Consider the following 15,681-nt stretch of genomic DNA (forward strand, 5'->3'; position numbering starts at 1 on the left):
ATTTGGCCAAGCCTTTACGTCATATGGATGTCATGACATATTGGCCCATGGCCTTACCTCCTTACGGACCTGTCGGAGGGTTTGCATGGCATTGCGGAAACGGTCGATGGGTGTGGTCGCGGTCATCACCGCGGCCGGGCTGGGGCTCGCAGCCTGCGGCCAGTCGTCCGGCGGCGGAGGCGGCGACGCCATCGAGCTGACGATCACCCAGAACGCCATCGCCGGCGGCAAGAACGCGGCCGGCGCCAACTTCATCGCGAACTGGGTGATCCCCAAGTTCGAGGCGGCGCAGAAGGCGAAGGGCAAGAACGTCAAGGTCAAGTTCGTCCCCAGCGGCGTCGACGACGAGCAGTACAAGACCAAGCTCTCCCTCGACCTCAAGTCAGGCAAGGGCGCCGACGTGATCGACATCGACGGCATCTGGGCGGGCGAGTTCGCCGAGGCCGGTTACATCAAGCCGCTGGCGGACCTGGTCGGCGGGGACGCCGACAACTGGGACGGCTGGGCGCAGATCCCGGAGGCCGTGCAGGGCCTGGCCACGTTCAACGGCAAGAAGTACGCGCTGCCCGTCGGCACCGACGGCCGGGTGCTCTACTTCAACAAGACGCTCTTCCAGAAGGCCGGGCTGCCGGCCGACTGGCAGCCGAAGAGCTGGCAGGAGGTCCTCGACGCCGGGACGAAGCTGAAGTCCTCCGGCGTGCCCGTGCCGATCCAGATCAACGCCGGCACGGCGATGGGCGAGGCCACCTCCATGCAGGGAGTGCTGCCGCTGCTCGCGGGCGCGGGCGGCGAGGTGCAGAAGGACGGCAAGTGGTCGGGCGCCTCCCAGCCGCTGAAGGACGCGCTCGGCCTCTACCAGAAGATCTACGGCGGCGGCCTCGGCGACCCCAAGCTCCAGCAGGAGGCCAAGGGCCGCGACAAGTCGTTCCAGCAGTTCGCCGCGGGCAAGATCGGCATCCTGATGGAGGGCGACTACTTCTGGCGCGGCGTCGTCAACCCCGCGACCGGCGTGGCCAAGATGGCCGACCGCGACCAGGTCGTCGGCTATGCCATGATCCCCGCGATGGAGCCCGGCAAGGGCATCCGCGGCCAGGACTTCGTCAGCATGTCGGGCGGCGCGCTGCGTACGGTGAACCCCAACAGCAAGCACCCGAAGGAGGCCTTCGAGCTGGCGACCTTCACGCTCTCGCCGGAGGGGCTGAAGGAGGAGACCAAGGACGGGAACGTCCGCATCACGCCCCGCACCGACGTCAACAAGGAGATCCTCGCCGGTGAGCCGCTGCTGACCTACATCTCGGAGAAGGTGCTGCCGCTGACGGCCTACCGGCCGCCGGTGGCCGTCTACCCGCAGGTGTCGGTGGCGCTGCAGGAGGCCACGGCCGCGGTGGTGGGCGGCACGGCGCCCGACCAGGCGGCGGCCGACTACCAGAAGAAGCTCGAAGGAATCGTCGGTGGCCCTGGCAACATCGCCTCCTGAGGCCACCGAGGCCGCCGCGCCGAGCCGCTACAGCTCGGACGCGGCGGGCCTGGGCAGGCTGCGGGCAGGGGTCTTCGTGGCCCCCGCCCTGCTGCTCATCGCCGCGTTCCTGGTCTTCCCCGCGCTCTGGGTGCTCTATCTCGCCCTCACGAACTACCGCCTGACCGGCGCCGCCGCCGCGGAGCCGAAGTTCGTGGGGCTCGCCAACCTCATCGACGCGGCCGCCAACCCCGAGTTCTGGAGCTCCACCTGGCTGACCGTCGAGTTCGTGCTGGGCTCGGCGGTCATCGGGCAGGTCGGGCTCGGCTTCACCATCGCCTGGCTGCTGCGCGACCGGCGCGGACCGCTGAAGCGGCTGGTCGAGGGCCTGGTCATCCTGGCCTGGATCCTGCCCGGCGCGATCGTGTCGTTCCTGTGGGTGGCGCTGCTCGACCGCGACGGCGGCACGCTCAACGCGCTGCTCGGCATCGAGGGCTTCGCCTGGCTGCTCGACCACCCCATGCTCTCGATCATCGTGTTCAACACGTGGCGCGGCACCGCGTTCTCGATGATGCTGTACGGCGCCGCGCTCGGGAACGTGCCGCCCTCGCACCTGGAGAGCGCCCGCCTGGCCGGGGCCTCCGGCTGGCAGCAGCTCAGAGACGTGGTGTTCCCGCACATCAGAGGGCACGTCCTGACCAACCTGCTGCTGATCAGCCTGTGGACGTTCAACGACTTCACCCCGTTCCTGCTGACCGCGGGCGGCCCCGACGGCAAGTCCGAGGTGCTGGCCGTGCACGTGTACAAGGTCGCGCTGCAGAGCGGCGAGCTGGGCTACGGCGCCGCGGTCTCCGCGATCATTCTGCTGATCAACCTGGTCGTGGCCGTGTTCTACCTGCGGCTGCTCCGGAGTAGGAAATGACGCGTTTCGTGCTGGGCCGGATCGGCTTCTACACGCTGATCGCGGTGCTGCTGGCCTTCTTCACGATCCCGTTGCTGTGGCTGGTGACGGCGCCCTTCACCTCCGACCCGACCTACGAGGTCAGGGTCCCCGACTTCACCCTGGACAACTTCAGGGCGGTGGCCGAGCATCCGTACGCGCTGCCGTCCCTCTACAACTCCCTGGTGCTGTCCGTCGGCACGGCCGTTCTGGTGGTGCTCCTGGCCTCGCTGGCCGCGTACGCGCTGAGCCGGGTACGGCTGCCCGGCCGGGACGTGCTGCTCTACGCGTTGCTGCTGCTGTCGTCGATCATCACGGGTACGGCGGCCATGGTGCCGCTGTTCCAGCTCGCGGTGGAGCTCAACCTCATCGACTCGCAGCTCGGGCTGATCCTCATCCTGACCGGCGGGCTGCTGCCGGCGGCGATCTTCATGCTCAAGGACTTCATGGACTCCACGCCGAAGTCGTACGAGGAGTCGGCGCGGGTCTTCGGGGCCACGCCGCTGCAGATCGTGCGGCACGTGGTCGTGCCCCTGGTGCGGCCCGGCCTGGCGACGGTCGGGGTCTGGGCGGTGGCCAACGTGTGGGGGAACTTCCTCATGCCGTACCTGCTGCTGAGCGACGTCGAGAAGCAGCCGGCGGCGGTGATCACCTACACCCTCTACACCGAGGGCGGCCAGGCCAACCTCAGCATGTTGTCCACGTTCGGCCTGCTGTACTCGGTCCCCGTGGTGCTCATGTACCTGTTCGTCAGCAAGAAGTACGGCTTCCGCTTCCACGGAGGGATCAAGCGTTAATGGCCGGAATCGAACTACGCGGGCTGACCAAGGTCTATCCCGGCGGGGTGAAGGCGCTCGACTCGCTCGATCTGGTCATCCCCGACGGCGAGTTCTTCGCCCTGCTCGGCCCCTCCGGCTGCGGCAAGACCACGCTGCTGCGCACGATCGCCGGCCTGGAGACCGCCACCGGCGGAGCCGTGGTCATCGGCGACCGGGACGTGACGGGCGTGCAGCCCGGCGCCCGGGACGTCGCCATGGTCTTCCAGGACTACGCGCTCTTCCCGCACATGGACGTCACGGACAACATCGCCTACCCGCTGCGCATCAAGAAGGTCGCCAAGGGCACCCGCCGCGACAAGGCCGCCGAAGTGGGGGCGCGGCTCGGGCTCGAACAGCTCATGGACCGGCGGCCGGGCCAGCTCTCGGGCGGGCAGCAGCAGCGGGTGGCGCTGGCCAGGGTGATGGCCACGCAGGCGCAGGCGTTCCTGTTCGACGAGCCGCTGTCCAACCTGGACGCCCGGCTGCGGCTTGAGGCGCGTACGTTCCTGAAGAAGCTCCAGCGCGAGCTGGGCGTCACCACCGTCTTCGTCACCCACGACCAGGCGGAGGCCCTGGCCATGGCCGACCGGATGGCCGTCATGGAAGCCGGGCACATCCGGCAGATCGGCACACCGGCCGAGGTCTTCCAGCGGCCCGCGAACACGTTCGTGGCCGGATTCATCGGCTCGACACCCATGAACCTGCTGGACGGCGTCGTACGAGGTGACACGCTGGAGGTGGCAGGGTGCAAGGTGGCGGTCCCGGCCTCGGCCGAGGGACGGCTCTCCGACGGGGAGAAGATCGTGTACGGCGTGCGACCCGAATACCTGGCCTACTCGCCCGAGCCCGGGGAGGGCGCGCTGGGCGGCAAGGTGGCCATCGTGGAGAACCTCGGCGCGTCCCACCTGGTGACCCTCGACGTCAACGACGTGACCGTGCAGGCCGTCGTGCCCGAGGGGAGCGAGCCCGAGATCGGCGACGACGGCTACGCGGCGCCCCGGCGCGACCGCGCCCTCGTCTACCGGGACGGAGAGCTCGTTTGAGAGGCCACTGGAGCCTGGACGACCGGCTGGAGCGGATCCTGCGCGAGGTGCCCTTCGAGGTGCCCGCGGGGACCGCGGCCGTGACCGTGCGGCTGGCGTACGACCGGTCGCAGGGTGTCATCGACCTCGGCTGCGGCGCGCCCGGCGGCTTCCGCGGCTGGTCGGGCGGCGCGCGCGACGAGTACACGATCACCCCCGACTGGGCGACGCCCGGCTACCTGCCGGGCGAGCCGGAGGCGGGCACGTGGCACGTGTTGCTGCGGCTGCACCGCATCCCGCCGCAGGGCCTCGACTACTCGCTGGAGATCACCACCTCGGCCGTCACCCCCGCCGAGCCGGTGGCCGAGGAGCCGCCGCACGGGGAGCGCCCGCCCCGGCGGGACCTCCCCGCCGTCGACGGGATGCGATGGTTCGCCGGAGACTTCCACGCCCACACCCTGCACAGCGACGGCAGCCTGACCATCGCCGAACTGGCCGAGCTGGCCCACGGGCGCGGGCTCGACTTCCTGGCCGTCACCGACCACAACACCGTCAGCCATCATCCCTGGCTGGACAAGATCGACCGTGGGATCACGCTCCTCCCCGGGCAGGAGGTCACCACCGACCGGGGCCACGCGAACGTGTTCGGGGACGTCGGGTGGGTGGACTTCCGGCAGCCGGCCGACTCCTGGGTCGAGCACGCCGAGCGCGCGGGCGGGCTGATCTCGATCAACCACCCGCTCGGCGGCGACTGCGCCTGGCTGCTGCCCATCACCCGGCGCCCCAGGATCGCCGAGGTCTGGAGCTCCGGCTGGTGGGACCGCCGCTGGGGCGCGCCGCTGGCCTGGGCGGACGCCTGGCGCGACGACGTGATCGCGATCGGCGGCAGCGACTTCCACCGCCACGGCTCCGACGGCCTGCCCGGCGCGCCGACGACGTGGGTGCTGGCCGAGGACACGAGCACGGTGCTGGACGGCGTCCGCGCCGGGCGCACCGCCGTCTCCACCGGCCCCGACGGGCCGCTGCTGCTCAGGCTGGGCGACGAACTGCTCGCCCTGGACGCCGACGGCCTGGTGCTGGTACGTCCCGACGGCACGCGGCAGGTCGTACGCGGGGAGCGCGAGCTGCTGCGGGCCGTCGACGGACGGCACCGCCTGGAATCCTACGAGAACGAGGTGATCGCGCTATGCGAGTGAAAGTGGCCAACGCGCCCGTGAGCTTCGGTGTCTTCGAGCTGGCCACAGAAGCGCCGCCGCTCAGCGCCGACGAGATGGTCCGCGCGCTGTCCGAGGCCGGGTACGAGGGCATCGACTCCGGCCCGATCGGCTACCTGGGCACCGGATCCGGGCTCGCCGACCGGTTGGCCGGGAACGGGTTGCTGCTCGCGGGCGGCTGGGTGGACCTGCCCTACAGCGACGCGGCGGCGTACGAGGCCGGGCTGCCCGGGCTGGAGGCCGCGCTCGACGTGTTCGCCGCGGCGCCGCCGGCGCCCGAGGGGTTCGGGCCGCGGCCCACGCTGGCCTGCTCGGGCTCGCCGGAGCGGTTCGCGCGCCCTGGTGGGAGCGTTCCAGGATTGGCGGCCGCCGAATGGACCGGATACGCGGCCCGCCTGCAGAGGGCGGTCGACCGGTGCCGCGAGCGCGGGCTCGACCCCGTGTTCCACCACCACCTCGGCACCTACGTCGAGACCCCTGACGACGTCGAGCGGCTGCTGGAGCTGACCGACGTGCAGCTCTGCCTCGACACCGGCCACCTGCTGCTGGCCGGGGGCGACCCGGTGAGCGCGCTGCGCGACTGGTCGGGCCGGGTCGGGCACGTGCACATCAAGGACGGCGACACGAAGATCCTCGCCCAGGCCCTGGCCGACGGCGTGGACCTGCGCGAGCTCATGGGGCGCGGCGGATTCGCCCCGCTCGGGGAGGGCGAGCTGGACCTGCCCGCCGTGGTGCGCGTCCTCGACGAGATCGACTACGCGGGCTGGGTCGTCATCGAGCAGGACACCCTGCCCGGACGCCGCACCGTCGCCCAGAACATCGCCGACCAGGCGGCCAACCGCCGCAAGCTGGAGGACTTGGGACTGTGAGAATCGCGCTGGTGGGATGCGGCGCCGTCACGCAGGCGGTCTACGTGCCGCTGCTGTCGAGGCGGCGCGACCTGTTCGAGGTGGTCGCGGTCTGCGACCTGTCGCGGACGCTCGCCGACGCGGTGGGTGACCGGCTGGGCGCCGCCGGGCGCTTCACGTCGGTGGCGGAGCTGCTTTCGGCCGGCGGCTTCGAGGCCGTGCTCGTCCTGGCCTCCGGCTCGCACGGGGAGACGGTCAACCGGGCGCTGGCCGGCGGGTACGCCGTGCTGTGCGAGAAGCCGCTCGCGCTGACCAGGGCCGAGGTGGCCGCCCTCCCCGAGGGGCGGCTGATGGTGGCCTACATGAAGCAGTACGACCCGGCCGTGCGCCGGGCCGAGGAGCTGCTGGCCGAGCTGGGCGGCCCGGAGACGATCAGGTCGGTCGAGGTGACCGTGCTGCATCCGAGCGGGGAGTCGCAGCTGGCGTTCGCGAACCTGACGCAGGCGCGGGACGTGGACCCCGGGCTGCTCGACTCGCTGCGGGCCGCCGAGCGCGACCTGGTCTCGCGGGCGCTGGGGGAGTCGGCGCCGGAGCAGGTACGGGCGCTGTACGGGGTGGCCTTGGGCTCGATATGCCATGATTTGTCGCTCTTGAGGCGCTTTACCGGGTCGCCTACGGAAATTTCGTACGTTGAGACCTGGGGGCCCGCGCCCGGGTCCATCGAGATCAGCGGGCCCCTGCCCGCCCGGGGCCGGTTCTCGATCCGCTGGCACTACCTGGAGGACTACCCGGCCTACCGCGAGACCGTGGCCATCCACCACGACAAGGGCTCGCTGGAGCTGGTCTTCCCCTCGCCCTACCTGATGAACGCGCCCACGACGCTCACCGTGGTCTCCGGCGCCGAGAGCCGCACCGAGTACCGCGACGTGACCGAGGCGTTCGAGGTACAGCTGGCCGCCTTTCATGCTTTCGTGAACGATGGCAAGCCGCCCCTCACCGACGCGGGCGGCGGGCTGGAGGACATCGTGACCGCCCAGCGGATCGCCGCTCGTTACGCCGTACAGCATGATCTGCCCATCGGAGGGGAGGGCGCATGAGCGAGGAGATCGTCGTCGTACCGCACACGCACTGGGACCGGGAGTGGTACGAGCCGTTCCAGCGCTTCCGGCTGCGGCTGGTCGCGCTGCTCGACGAGGTGCTCGACACCATGGAGCGCGAGCCCGCCTACCACTTCACCCTCGACGGGCAGCTGGCCTGCGTGGACGACTATCTGGAGGTCCGGCCCGAGAACCGCGACCGCATCGCCGCGCTCGTCGAGTCGGGGCGGCTGGCGGTGGGGCCGTGGCAGATCCTGCTCGACGAGTTCCTGTGCTCGGGCGAGAACATCGTGCGCAACCTCGAACTGGGTATGAGCCGGGCGGACAAGCTCGGCGGGGCGATGCCGGTGGGGTATCTGCCCGACATGTTCGGGCACACGGCGCAGATGCCGCAGATTCTGCGCAAGGCCGGGCTGCTGCACGCGTGCGTCTACCGCGGGGTGCCGTCCTCGGTCACCACGGACGCCTTCGCCTGGGTCGCGCCGGACGGGACGGCACTGCGTACCCAGTACCTGCCCGCGGGCGGCTACGGGAACGGGGCGCACCTGTTCTCGGACTCCGCGGGGCTGACCGAGCGGGCGGCCGGGTTCGTCAAGACCATGCGGGAGTGGCACGGGCCCGAGGGGGCGCTGCTGGCCATGTACGGCACTGACCACTCGGCGCCGGTGCGCGGGCTGCCGGAGATGGTGGCGGCCATCGGCGGCCGGATGGACACCTTGTCCGGATATATCGGGAAGTATTCCGGTGAAGTCGACGGGCTGCCGCGCGTCGAAGGCGAGCTGCGCTCCCACGCCCGCGCCAACATCCTGCCCGGCGTCATCTCGGTCCGGGCCCACGTCAAGCAGGCCATGGGCCGCGCCGAGCGGATGGTCGAGCGCTACGCCGAGCCGCTGGCCACCCTCTGGGGCGCCGACTGGCCGGGCCGCTTCCTCGACATGGCGTGGTGGCGGCTGGTCGACGCCAGCGGCCACGACTCGGTGACCGGCTGCGGCGTGGACGACACCGCCCAGCAGGTGGCCGCGCGCATCGCCGAGGCCGAGCACCTCGGCCAGGCCGTACGCGACATGGTGACCGCCCGGCTGGCCGGGTCGGTGCCCTCCGACGGGGTGCTCCTCGTCAACCCGACGCCCGCCGCGCGCAGGGGCGTCGTGGTCGTGGACGTGGCCGGCACCGACCCGCTGGTGGACCCCTCGGGCGCGCCGCTGCCCGTCCAGCCGCTGGAGTACGCGCCCACGCTGCTGCTGGACGAGGAGATGGACGCCGCCACGGCGCTGACCTTCGTCCACGGCACCGAGCTGTACGGGCAGCACATCACGGCGTGGTCGGTGGAGGGAGAGACGCTGACGTTCACGGTGGCGCGGGAGACGTCGGCCGTGTTCGACCTGGACGACCTGCGCGCGGCGACCGGCGGCGTGCGGCGGGTGCGCATACTCGCCGAGCCCAGGCGCACGGTCGCCGCCCTGGTGGAGGTCCCGCCGCTGGGCCACACGAGCATCCGGCCGGTGCCTCACGAGCAGGTGCAGGGGTCGCCCGCCGGGCAGAGCCGCCCGGCTCCGACGCCGGTGCGCGGCGACGAGCAGGTGCTGGACAACGGCCTGCTGCGGGTCACGATCGCCGGCGACGGCACGCTGACGCTGGTGGGCGCGGACGGCACGACGGTCACGGGAGCCGGGCGCATCGTGGACGGCGGCGACGTCGGCGACACCTACAACCACGCGCCCCCGGCCGACGACCTGATCGTGTCCGAGCCGTCGTCCGTCGAGACGGAGCTGGTCTGCTCGGGCCCGCTGGTGGCGGCGGTGGACGTGCGGCGCACGTACCGGTGGCCGGCCACGGGGGACGGGATCGACGGCGCGCCCGAGCTGCCCGCGCCCTCGCGGAGCCTCCGGACCGAGGAGATCGTCGTCACCACCCGCGTCGAGCTGCGGGCCGGCGAGCCGTACGCACGCCTGCGCGTCGAGTTCGACAACCGGTGCGCGGACCATCGGGTCCGGCTGCACGTGCCGCTGCCCACCCCGGCGACGGAGTCGCACGCCGAGGGCCAGTTCGCGGTGGTCACCCGCGGGCTGACCTCGGAGGGCGGCTGCGGCGAGACCCCGCTGCCCACCTTCCCCGCCTCCTCGTGGGTGGCGGCCGGCGGCGTGGCGGCGCTGCTGGAGCACGTGACGGAGTACGAGGTGGCGGACGGCGAGCTGGCCCTGACGCTCCTGCGCTCGGTCGCCTACCTGTCCCGCAACCGCAACGCCCTGCGCCCCGAGCCGGCCGGGCCCCAGTTGCCGACCCCGGCGGCCCAGTCGCGCGGGATCCGCTCGGTGAGCCTGGCGCTGATGCCGTACGCGGAGTCCTGGGAGGAGGTCGTGCCGCAGGCCGAGACCTTCCGCCACGACCTGCTCGTGGTCCCGGGCCAGGGTGACCGCGCCCTGGAGCTGCCCGCTCCCGCGTCCGGGCTGTCGGTGACGGGCGACGGCGTGGTGATGACCTCGCTGCGGATGCGTGACGACCGGCAGGAGCTCAGGGTCGTGGCCCTCACGCCGGCCGCCACGGAGGCCGTGATCGAGGGCGCCTTCACCCAGGCCCACCACGCCGACCTGCGCGGCCGTCCCGGCGACCGGCTCCCGGTCGAGGACGGCGTGCTCCGACTGGCGCTGAAGCCGTGGGAGATCGCGACGGTTCAGCTCTCCGGATAGTCGCCGAGCCGCCCCAGCGCCTGCTCGCGTGCCTCCCTGGCCAGGTCCTCCTCCGACCGGGGCAGGCCGAGCGCCAGGGCCCGGTCCAGGTCCGCCAGCGCGCCGCGGAAGTCGCGCAGCGCGATCCGGACCTGGCCCCGGCCGTAGAGTGCCCGGGCGGCGTTTCGGTCCAGGTCGAGCGCGTCGTTGTAGGCGGCTTCCGCGTCAGCGGGCGAGCCGGCCCGCCAGAGCGCGTGGGCCAGGAGCGTGCGGGCGGCGACGTCTCCCGGCATCCTGGCCACCGCCTGCCGGCCCAGGTCCACCGCCTCGTCCGGGCTGCCCATCGACAGGCAGACCTCGGCGAGCGCCGTCAGGACCCGTACGGTGGCCAGGGCGTCCTGCTGGCTCTCGAACTGCGAGCGCGCCGCCGTCAGCGTCTCCCTGGCGGCCTCCAGGTCGCCCTCGACCCTGGCGACCTCCGCCTTGAACGCCAGCAGGTTGGCAAACTGCCGCTCGTCGCCCTGCTCCAAGGAGCGGCTGGCCGCCACGTCGGCGAAGCGGCGGGCCGAGATGAAGTTGCCCTCCCCGAGCGCGGCCTCGGCGGCGGCGCGGAAGTCGGCAGGCGTGTGCTCCTGAGGCCGGTCGCGGGCAGGTGCGACGTGGTGGGCGGTGCGGATGGCCTCGACCAGGCGTTCCTGGCCGAGCTGGTACCACAGGCTCCTGGCGCGCTGCTCCTCCGTGAGGATGTGCCGTGCCACCAGGGCGTCCACCACGGCGTTGGGCATGTCGGCGGTCTGCGTCAGGCCCCGGTAGGCGGTGCCGCGCGTGCCCCGCTCGGTGATGAAGGTCGACTCGATCCAGGCGCGCAGCTCGGGCTCGGACACGCCGGTCTCCAGGCTCACGTCGCGGACCGTGCGGTCGAAGTAGGCGGCGAGGATCCCGGCGAGGTCGCCGAGCTGGGCGAGCAGCTCGGCGGTGATCGGGTCGTCGGACCCGCCCAGGCCAGACCAGAGCGCCGCGCACGCGATCTGCAGCTCGAAGGGCGACACCCGCTCGCTGACGATCTCGACGCTCTCGCCCAGCCGGTCGGTGTAGGTCGTCTTGCGCAGCCGCTCGACCAGCTGCTCCGCCACGCCGGGCGCGTAGCGGCGGCCGCTGTGCGAGGCCGGTCGCGTCACCGCGGCCACCGCGGACGCCTGCCCCAGACCGTCGAGGCGCACATAGGCGAACGGCTGGGGGCTCAACAGCCCTTCGTAGCCGCTCAGCGTGGCGAGCTGGTCGTCGCGCACCAGGAGCAGCAGGTTGAGCGGCAGGTCCCGCAGGGCCTGGGCCAGCTCGCCGATGAGGCGGTCGCGCTCGGGCAGCCGGGCGGGGAAGGCCGTGAACAGCTCCTCCATGTGGTCGATCGCGGCCAGCACCCGGTGCGGGGAGGCGCCGGCCACGATGCTCTCCAGCGCCGAGCTGACCGTCTGCTCCGGGTCGGGGGTCTGGCGGGCGGGGGTCCAGCTGCTGATCAGGGTGAAGCGGTAGCCGCCCGGCCCGGACGCGTGCGCGAGCGGCCAGGTGGGCTGGTGGATCAGCCGTCCGACGGGCAGCGTCAGCGTGCGCGGCTCGTCGTCGAGCAGCGGGAGGACGCCGGCGTGCAGCAGGGACGTCTTGCCGACGGCGGCGGGGCCGTGGAGCACCACCACCCGCTCGGACAGCCAGGCGTCCCGCAGGTGGCGGGCCTCCTCCGACCTGCCGTGGAACAGGGCCGACTCGGTGCGGCGGAAGGGGCGCGGTCCGACGTACGGCTCGGTGGGATTGCTTGTCATGGCGTCCCCCGGAGTCCGGCGGCCAGCTTGTCGTTGAGCGAGCGCGGGGTCTCCCACAGGATGCGGATGCTCTGGGCCTGGAAGTAGCGCCCGAGGTATTGGCGCTCCTCGGCGGAGTGGTCGTCCGGGTTGAGCTGGATGCTCGTGTGCTCCCTGCGCATGGTGCCGGGCAGGCCGTGCAGCAAGGTCCGGAACATGACGTGGAACGTCCAGTCGCGCAGGCCGTAGCCGATGAACAGCAGTGCCTTGGTCCGCAGCGCGGTGCGGACCGGGAAGGGCAGCAGCGTCATCGGGTGTCCGCCGCGCGGGGAAGCGGACGACGCGTTGGTGTGCCTGCCGTCCTGTGCCAGCCTGACCAGGAAGTCGAGGTAGTCATCCTCGATGAGCACGATCGAGTGCGGCTCCTTGTGGTGGCCGTGCAGATGGAACACGAGTGGCCGCTCCACGCACGGGGTGAAGGCTGGTTCACGAAAAGGGCTCCCGGTCCAGTCGTCTGAGGACATCGCGTACCACGGACATAAGTCCCAAATGGGCTGCTTTCTCGCCTGCTGCAGCGCCAGGAACATGAAGTCGTCGTAGTTCGTGGTGATGTACAGGGGGAGAGGGTAGCGGGCCAGCACGGCGTGCACCGGGAATTGATCCGTCCGGTCGGGCGGGGTCGCGTTGGCGAACTCTGCCCTCAGGAATTCGCGTTTCGTCCTGGTTGCGTCACGATAGACCATCGTGGTCGCGTATTGCATCACGCGTGCCAGGTTGTCGGAATCCGCGTACGGGTAGTTGATCTTGCTGGCCCATTTCGTGGCGAGCTGACCACCGAGCGGGAGCCGCTCCGCGCTGGCTCCCGCGCCGAGAAAGGGGATGCAGTCACCATTGTTGAGATCCCCGATCAGCAGATCCCAGGCGGCCTCGTTGTCGCGGTCGATGCCACCGGCGTGCACGCGTCACCGCCTTCCGGGTCATGGCGGCGAGGTGCGGAACCCTTCAGAGGGTCCATGAAAGGGCCGCCGCAGTCAATAGCCGAGAATGGCCGCATAGTGGCGCTTGGTCATCTCCGACATAACACAATATATGTTAGTAATCCCGGCAAAGAGTGCTTTATGTGGCGGGGCAAACCGCCATTAAGGGCTGTCCGCTTCAGGGGGAAAGTGCTCTTTCCGCTGGGTGCGGACACGACCTGCCGCGGGCAGATATCGCATTAGGATCGGTGGCGATAGCCGAATAGCGACCAGTGGCGGTGATCGTGATGGAGGACGTCGCGCGGCAGGAGCGCCGCCCCACCCTCTGGGGGCGGGAAATCCCGTTCCGCAACCGCTGTTTCACCGGTCGTGAGCGCGAGCTCGCCGAGCTTCACAGCCGGCTGGCGCAGCACTCGACGGCGCTGGTCGGCCAGCCGCCCCAGCCGGTCTACGGCATGGGCGGCATCGGCAAGACCGAGATCGCCGCCGAATACGCGCATCGCCACGCGGAGGACTACGACCTCGTCTGGTGGATCAGGGCCGAGCAGGAGGAGACCATCGTCAACTCGCTGATCGGGCTGGGCCGCAAGATGTCCCTCGACGGCTTCCGCCCCGACGATCGCGACTACTCCGCCAGGCTGGTCCTGTCCGCCCTCGCCAACCGCGAGCTCTACGAGCGATGGCTGCTGATCTACGACAACGTCGAGAGCGCCAACGCGGTCCAGCACTACCTGCCCAGCGGCGGCGGCCACGTCATCATCACCACGCGCGACCGCCACTGGCGGCGGGCGATGGACCTCGACGGGATCGAGGTAGGGGAGTTCCTTCCCGACGAAACGGTCAAGTTCTTTCATAGGCGGGTGACCGCCCTGGCCGACCCGGGTAGGTCCGGCTCCGTGGAAGCCGAGGCCGACGCGAAGGAGCTGGCCAATCAGCTCGGAAACCTCCCGCTGGCCGCCGAGCACGCCGCCGCGTACCTCAACGAGACCGGCACCAGCATCTCCGAATACCTGGAGCTGTTCCGCGACAACGCGCACGCGCTGCTGGCCAGCTCGGTCGACATCAAATACCCGCAGACCGTGGCCACGACGTGGAGCGTCTCGCGCAGCAAGATCTCGCCGGAGGCCGACGCGCTGTTCAAGCTGCTGGCCAGCCTCTCCGCCGAGCCGATCGCCGAGGAGCTGCTCGTGCAGCCGGCCGTGGCCTCCAAGCTGCCGCAGCCGCTCGACCGGGTGCTGAGCGGCGTGACCGAGTTCCGCAGGGCGGCCAGGGAGCTGGGCCGCTACTCCATGCTCAAGCTCGACGGCGTGCGCAACGTCGTGCAGCTGCACCGCGTCGTGCAGGCCGTGACCAGGGACCGCATGGTGCGCGAGGACCCGGAGGCCGCGGCCCGCTTCCAGGAGGCCGCCCACCTCCTGCTGGCCGCCTCCGATCCCGGGGCGGTCGACCGCGAGGACAGCGAGCAGATCTACCAGCGCTCCCTGCAGCACCTGGTGCCCTCGCGGGCGGTCGAGTCCGGCGACCGCCTGGTCCGCAAGCTGATCATCAATCAGGTCGAGCAGCTCTACCGCCGCGGCGGCCACCAGGAGAGCCTGCGGATCGGCCTGCCGACGCTGGAGCTGTGGCGGCAGCGCTTCGGCCAGGACGACAAGCAGACCCTGGCCCTGGCGGTCCAGGTCGGCAACGCGCTGCGCACCGCCGGCCAGTGGGAGGAGAGCCTGCGGCTGCAGGCCGACACCCTCCAGCGGCTGCGCGACAACTTCGGCGAGCTCGACGCCGTCTACCTGAGCTGCGCCCGCGTGCACGACGTCGGGCTGCGGCTGCTCGGCCGCTACGCCGACGCGCTGGACAACGACCTGAGGCTGCTGCCGCTCTTCGAGCAGCAGCTGCGGCCCGACCACCCCGACACGCTGCGGATCCGCAGCAACGTGGCGGTGAGCCTGCGCTGCCTGGGCCGCTTCGAGGAGGCCCTGCGCTACGACGACGAGACGCTGGCCGAGCGGCAGCGCATCTTCGGCCCGGTCGAGCACGCGACGCTGAGCTCGCAGTTCGGCCGCTCCCGTGACCTGCGCGGGCTGGGGCGCTACGAGGAGTCCCTCGACCTGATCCGGCGGATCAGCAACGCCATCGACCGCAAGAACCAGCCATGGAACCAGTTCCGGCTCCTGGTCGCCATCGACTTCAGCGTGGCACTCAACCGGGTCGGCCTCTACGAGGACGCCTTCGTCCAGGGCGTGAAGGCCTGGGAGCGGCACAAGTCGACGCTCGGCATGGAGCACCGCCAGACGCTGCAGTCGGCCACCAACCTCATCAACGACTACCGGCTCACCGAAGACCTGGCCGGCGCCCAGCGGATAGGCGAGGAGACGGTGCTGAGCCTGGAGAAGGTGGCCGGCCCCGGCCACCCCAACACGCTGGCGGCCTACAACAACCTGGCCATCGTGCTGCGGGTCAGGAACAATCCGGGCGGCGCCCGCCGGCTGAGCGAGCGGGCGGCCGAGGGGATGAAGGCCCTCCTGGGCGACACCCACCCCAACACCCTGATCGCCATGCACAACCTCGCCAGTGACCTGGCCGCGCTGGGCGAGGTGGGGCAGGCCCGGAGGCTGGGCGAGACGGTGCTCGAGCGCAACGTCAAGACGCGCGGCCCCGACCACCCCAACACCCTGGCCGCCATGGCCAACCTGTCCCTCGACCGCAACGCCGACGGAGACAAGGACGGCGCCCAGAGCCTGCGCGAGAAGATGCTCGACGGCTACCGGCGCTCGATCATGCCCGACCACCCGCACGCCCGGCTGGCCGCCCAGTACGGCCGGGTCAACCTGGGCATCGAGCCCATGAACGACTGAC

11 protein-coding genes are annotated in these 15,681 nt (G+C 71.1%); 9 read left to right on the top strand and 2 right to left on the bottom strand.

Annotated elements, in window-relative coordinates; all coding sequences use genetic code 11:
* The first annotated feature begins 85 nt into the window (after positions 1-85).
* The 8 genes from ACIBI9_RS56470 to ACIBI9_RS56505 are packed head-to-tail and all read left to right on the top strand — an operon-like array spanning position 86 to position 10,082.
* On the top strand, positions 86-1,477 hold the full coding sequence (locus tag ACIBI9_RS56470; RefSeq protein ID WP_397235695.1) for an extracellular solute-binding protein: 1,392 nt from the start codon (positions 86-88) through the stop codon (positions 1,475-1,477).
* Complete coding sequence (locus tag ACIBI9_RS56475; protein ID WP_397235696.1) at positions 1,452-2,378, top strand: carbohydrate ABC transporter permease; 927 nt, start codon at positions 1,452-1,454, stop codon at positions 2,376-2,378. Before ACIBI9_RS56470 ends, ACIBI9_RS56475 begins: the two co-directional genes overlap by 26 nt.
* The gene (locus ACIBI9_RS56480) at positions 2,375-3,193 is read left to right on the top strand and encodes a carbohydrate ABC transporter permease (RefSeq protein WP_394495944.1); all 819 of its coding nucleotides are present in this window, start codon (positions 2,375-2,377) and stop codon (positions 3,191-3,193) included. The genes ACIBI9_RS56475 and ACIBI9_RS56480 overlap by 4 nt, the downstream gene beginning before the upstream one ends.
* Positions 3,193-4,257, top strand: coding sequence for an ABC transporter ATP-binding protein (locus tag ACIBI9_RS56485; protein ID WP_397235697.1), 1,065 nt, complete (start codon positions 3,193-3,195; stop codon positions 4,255-4,257). The genes ACIBI9_RS56480 and ACIBI9_RS56485 overlap by 1 nt, the downstream gene beginning before the upstream one ends.
* Complete coding sequence (locus ACIBI9_RS56490; RefSeq protein ID WP_397235698.1) at positions 4,254-5,432, top strand: CehA/McbA family metallohydrolase; 1,179 nt, start codon at positions 4,254-4,256, stop codon at positions 5,430-5,432. Before ACIBI9_RS56485 ends, ACIBI9_RS56490 begins: the two co-directional genes overlap by 4 nt.
* On the top strand, positions 5,423-6,319 hold the full coding sequence (locus tag ACIBI9_RS56495; RefSeq protein WP_397235699.1) for a TIM barrel protein: 897 nt from the start codon (positions 5,423-5,425) through the stop codon (positions 6,317-6,319). The genes ACIBI9_RS56490 and ACIBI9_RS56495 overlap by 10 nt, the downstream gene beginning before the upstream one ends.
* A complete protein-coding gene (locus ACIBI9_RS56500) occupies positions 6,316-7,395 on the top strand; it encodes a Gfo/Idh/MocA family protein (RefSeq protein ID WP_397235700.1) in 1,080 nt (359 codons plus the stop codon). Before ACIBI9_RS56495 ends, ACIBI9_RS56500 begins: the two co-directional genes overlap by 4 nt.
* On the top strand, positions 7,392-10,082 hold the full coding sequence (locus ACIBI9_RS56505; RefSeq protein ID WP_397235701.1) for a glycoside hydrolase family 38 C-terminal domain-containing protein: 2,691 nt from the start codon (positions 7,392-7,394) through the stop codon (positions 10,080-10,082). Before ACIBI9_RS56500 ends, ACIBI9_RS56505 begins: the two co-directional genes overlap by 4 nt.
* On the opposite strand, the gene ACIBI9_RS56510 is transcribed toward ACIBI9_RS56505, so the two are convergent.
* Positions 10,067-11,875, bottom strand: coding sequence for a tetratricopeptide repeat protein (locus tag ACIBI9_RS56510; RefSeq protein WP_397235702.1), 1,809 nt, complete (start codon positions 11,873-11,875; stop codon positions 10,067-10,069). The genes ACIBI9_RS56505 and ACIBI9_RS56510 overlap by 16 nt on opposite strands.
* Complete coding sequence (locus tag ACIBI9_RS56515; RefSeq protein ID WP_397235703.1) at positions 11,872-12,813, bottom strand: SIR2 family NAD-dependent protein deacylase; 942 nt, start codon at positions 12,811-12,813, stop codon at positions 11,872-11,874. The genes ACIBI9_RS56510 and ACIBI9_RS56515 overlap by 4 nt, the downstream gene beginning before the upstream one ends.
* 305 nt (positions 12,814-13,118) lie before the next feature.
* On the opposite strand from ACIBI9_RS56515, the gene fxsT reads away from it, so the two are divergent.
* On the top strand, positions 13,119-15,680 hold the full coding sequence (gene fxsT / locus ACIBI9_RS56520) for an FxSxx-COOH system tetratricopeptide repeat protein (protein WP_397235704.1): 2,562 nt from the start codon (positions 13,119-13,121) through the stop codon (positions 15,678-15,680).
* Position 15,681: the final 1 nt, after the last annotated feature.

The sequence above is a fragment of the Nonomuraea sp. NPDC050451 genome (genome assembly GCF_044458585.1).